Origin of the sequence: Bacillus sp. 7_6_55CFAA_CT2 (assembly GCF_000238655.1) — a bacterium.
Lineage (GTDB): Bacteria > Bacillota > Bacilli > Bacillales > Bacillaceae_G > Bacillus_A > Bacillus_A cereus.
The window spans coordinates 804,462-808,873 of record NZ_JH414708.1; the positions used below are offsets into that span (position 1 = coordinate 804,462).

The following is a 4,412-nucleotide window of genomic DNA, read 5'->3' on the forward strand; positions in this document are numbered from 1 at the left end:
AACTGTTTTATTTTTTTGTATAAGTACGACTATACCATGGAACAGGTTCACTTAATTTTTTTTCTTGTTTTAATGCTTCAGGACCAATATAATCTTGAATTGTTTTTTTTGCCACTGTTAAAGATAAGGTTGTTTTCGGATTTCGATAGGAGGATTCAAGATGACCAAGATGCGGTAGAATTCGAAAATCTTCTTTCGTAGGAGGGATGTGGAAAAAATAATCGCCTAAACGTATAAGGACATCAGATTGTTGTTGGCTAAAACGTGGGTTTCTAGAAAAATGTAATCCTTCTTTAATTGCTTTTTTTTCAGCAATCAAACGTTCTAAAGCTGTCTTTTTTAACCAGTATAAATATTTAGGATTAGTAGCTGCTTTAGCATGACGATTCACAACGAAAATAGATTGAGCTAGTCGATTAATAGAATGTTGGTTTTGTAATTGAGATTGTGGTTGTGAAGGTTTCATATTGAATCTCCTTTCAATTTTTCATTATTATACCATAAATAAAATAGGTATTTATTATACGCAAAAAGTGATTGTATATATTTTCAATATTAAAGCAATATTGTTACAAAAAACAACTATTTTGTATAATAGTAATAGAATATGTTTTTGAAATTTGATAATGAAAGAGTGAGAAGTTTGAAAGAAATATTAAAACAACAGTATGCCATTATAGATATTGGATCTAATACAATGCGTTTAGTTATTTATGAAAAGCAAAATGGAGGTTTTTATAAAGAGATTGAAAATACGAAAGTTGTTGCTAGGTTAAGGAATTACTTAATTGATGGTGTGTTGAATGAAGAGGGAATAGAAGTATTATTACAGACATTATTTCAATTTCAAGAAAGTACAAGATTCCATCAGTTGCATCATGTACTTTGTGTTGCAACAGCAACAATTAGACAGTCGGAGAATCAAGAGGAAATTAAAAAGCTTGTTGAAGGACAAACGGACTTTACTCTTAGAGTATTATCAGAGTATGAGGAAGCGCGTTACGGATACTTGGCGGTTATGAATTCTACATCGTTTTCAGAAGGAATAACGGTAGATATCGGCGGGGGAAGTACAGAAGTTACATACTTTAGAAATAGAGAGATTTTAGAGTACCATAGTTTTCCATTTGGGGCACTTTCTTTAAAGCAACAATTTATTAAAGGGGATATTCCTACTAAAGATGAGTTAGAGGGAATGCAACAGTATTTAGAGTTTCAATTTCGAACGTTACCATGGTTAATCAATAAGAAATTGCCTCTTATTGCAATTGGTGGTAGTGCTAGGAACTTAGTGAAAATCCATCAAAATTTAATATGCTATCCTATAGCAGGATTACATTTATACAAGATGAAAGAAGAAGATATTGAAAGTGTAAAAGATGAATTGGAAAAATTGTCGTACATAGAACTTCAGAAATTGGAAGGATTGGCAAAAGATCGAGCAGATACGATTATTCCAGCGGTTGAAGTATTTCATACACTTGTTAATGTTATAGAGGCACCGGCATTTGTATTAAGTAGAAAAGGGTTAAGAGAAGGTGTTTTCTATGAAGAGTTGACAAAAGATTTGGGGATTTCATATTATCCGAACGTAGTTGAAGAAAGTCTGCATTTACTATCACATGAATACGAAATGGACATGGAATTTGTTATTCAGCTTATTAAACATGGAAGACTAATTTGCAAACAACTTGAGGAAATAGGGCTTATTTCTATGTCAGTAAAAGACTGGGAAGTGTTCCATCAAGCAGCGAAAGTATTTAATATAGGCAAATATATAGACGAAGAAGCAAGCCGTTTACATACGTTTTATTTATTAGCGAATAAGATAATTGATGGCATGATGCATAAAGATCGAGTAAGGCTAGCGCTTATTGCATCGTATAAATCAAAAATGTTATTTAAACAACATTTATCTCCATTTGAAGGTTGGTTTGATAAAAGCGAACAAAAAAAATCCGCCTGTTAGGAGCTGTTTTACAATTTTCAGCTACTTTAAATGTAAGGCAACGATCGCTTATTGATACCATATCTATAACAGAAAACGAAGAAGGATTAACATTTAAAGCTTTATGTGAAAAATCGGCATTAGCGGAAAAAGTGCAGGCTGAAAAACAAAAAAACAGTTAGAAAGAGTATTAAAAACGAATATTAACTTGTTATTTGAACTAAAACATTAGGTTGTACGGATGTCTTTACAAAAAATTTACACTTTATAATATTGTAATTTGCTAAAATAAAAGTAACTAAATTATAGTGAAAAAGTTTCAAGGGGAAGTGTGAAGAGAATGGAATTATTGAAGGGGAATGCAGTAAATTTAAATGATACAGCTTATTACAATAATCGAGAGTTAAGTTGGTTAGCATTTAATGAACGTGTCTTACAAGAAGCGCAAGATGCAAATAATCCACTTTTGGAAAGATTGAAATTTATTAGTATTTTTAGTTCGAATTTAGATGAATTTTTTATGGTACGTGTAGCGGGATTAAAGGATCAAGTGAGTGCTGGATTTAATCAGCCAGAAAATAAAGCTGGCTTAACACCAAAAAAGCAATTAAATAAAATTGCGATAAAAGCCCATGCACTAATGACAGTACAATATGATACATTTAAAAATTATGTATTACCAGCGCTTGAGTTAGAGGGAATTGAACGTTTAACATTCAATGATTTGACGAAAGAACAGCGAGAATTTATAGAAGAGTATTTTGATGAGCAAATTTTTCCAGTGTTAACTCCTGTAGCTATTGATGCATATCGCCCATTTCCAATGTTATTAAACAAAAGTTTGAATTTGGCTACTCTTTTATATGATGAGAAGCAAGCGGAAGAAGAAAACAGGACGAAGTTAGGAATTGTGCAAGTTCCTTCATTACTTGAGCGCTTCATAATTTTACCGAGCGAAGGGCAAAAGCATAAATTTATTTTATTAGAAGACGTAATTAGTAGCTTTACTCATAAATTATTTACGGGATATACAGTATCATCTGTTACTCGTTTCCGTATTACACGCAATGCAGATTTAACGATTCATGAAGAAGGTGCGAGAGATTTATTAAAGGTAATTGAAAAAGAATTAAAAAAGCGTAAGTGGGGGGCTGCTGTTCGTTTAGAAGTTGGGAAAGAACACATTGATGAAAGAGTACTAGCGTTATTATATGAGGTTCTGGAAGTAAAAGATGAAGATGTATATATAATGGATGGTCCATTAGATTTAACATGTTTGTTTTCTTTATATAAAAAACTAGCTCCTTTATATGAACATCTTGTATATCCGGCTCTTATTCCGCAACCACCTCAAGATTTAGGTGATGAAGAAGATGTATTTGAAAAAGCAATTGAGCATGATATTTTATTACATCATCCTTTTGAATCATTTCAGCCGGTAGTTGATTTTGTCCGTGATGCGGCGGACGATCCGAATGTACTTGCGATTAAACAAACGTTATATCGTGTAAGTGGTGATTCACCGATTATTCAGGCGTTAAAGATAGCGGCTGAAAAGGGAAAACAAGTGACAGTATTAGTTGAATTAAAGGCAAGATTTGATGAAGAAAACAATGTTCATTGGGCTAAAGAATTGGAACAGGCAGGCTGTCATGTTATTTACGGTGTAAGTCACTTGAAAACACATAGTAAAATTACATTAGTTGTAAGAAGAAAAAACGGAAAAATCGAAAGGTTCGTACATCTCGGAACTGGAAACTATAATGATGCAACAGCGAAGTTATATACTGATTTTGGATATATTACATCAAGAAAAGACTTTGGGGTTGATGCAACCAATTTCTTTAATTATTTAAGTGGTTATACAACAAAGCCACATTTTCATCATTTATCGGTTGCTCCATTTGATATAAGAGAGCAATTTATAGATTTAATAGATGAAGAAATCCGTTATCATAGGCAATATGGAAATGGATATATTATCGCTAAGATGAATTCATTAACAGATAAACCATTAATTAAAAAAATGTACGAAGCATCACAAGCTGGAGTAAAGGTAGAGCTCATTGTTCGAGGGACATGTTGCCTACGACCTGGCATTCCAAATGTAAGTGAAAATATTCGTGTAGTTAGTGTTGTTGGAAGATATTTAGAACATAGCCGTATTTATTATTTCCATCATAATGGGGAGGAGAAAATATATTTATCTTCAGCTGATTTGATGACGCGAAATATGGAGAAGCGAGTGGAAATATCTTTCCCAATATTAGATATTGAAATGAAGGCAAGAATTAAGGCGATTTTACAGCTTACATTAGCTGATAATGTGAAAACACGTGAACAAAATAAAGATGGTGATTACTATTATGTTATTAATAGTAGTACAGAAGAAATTGATAGCCAAGTGAAGTTGTTTAAGATGGCATATCAAAATACAGACGCTGAATAATGAAAAAAGTAAAAC

At 32.4% G+C, this 4,412-nt stretch carries 2 protein-coding genes and 1 pseudogene; 2 read left to right on the plus strand and 1 reads right to left on the minus strand.

Features of this window, described 5'->3' with window-relative positions; translation table 11 throughout:
• Window positions 1–7: 7 nt before the first annotated feature.
• Entirely contained in the window at window positions 8–466 is a 459-nt protein-coding gene (locus HMPREF1014_RS04475) for a YkyB family protein (RefSeq protein WP_000804862.1), read from the minus strand.
• A 177-nt stretch (window positions 467–643) separates the two neighbouring features.
• Between HMPREF1014_RS04475 and HMPREF1014_RS04480 the strand changes: the two are divergent.
• Window positions 644–2,180, plus strand: a pseudogene (locus HMPREF1014_RS04480) (Ppx/GppA family phosphatase).
• A 108-nt stretch (window positions 2,181–2,288) separates the two neighbouring features.
• Window positions 2,289–4,397, plus strand: a complete 2,109-nt coding sequence (locus HMPREF1014_RS04485) for a polyphosphate kinase (protein ID WP_000421677.1) — start codon at window positions 2,289–2,291, stop codon at window positions 4,395–4,397.
• Window positions 4,398–4,412 lie beyond the last annotated feature (15 nt).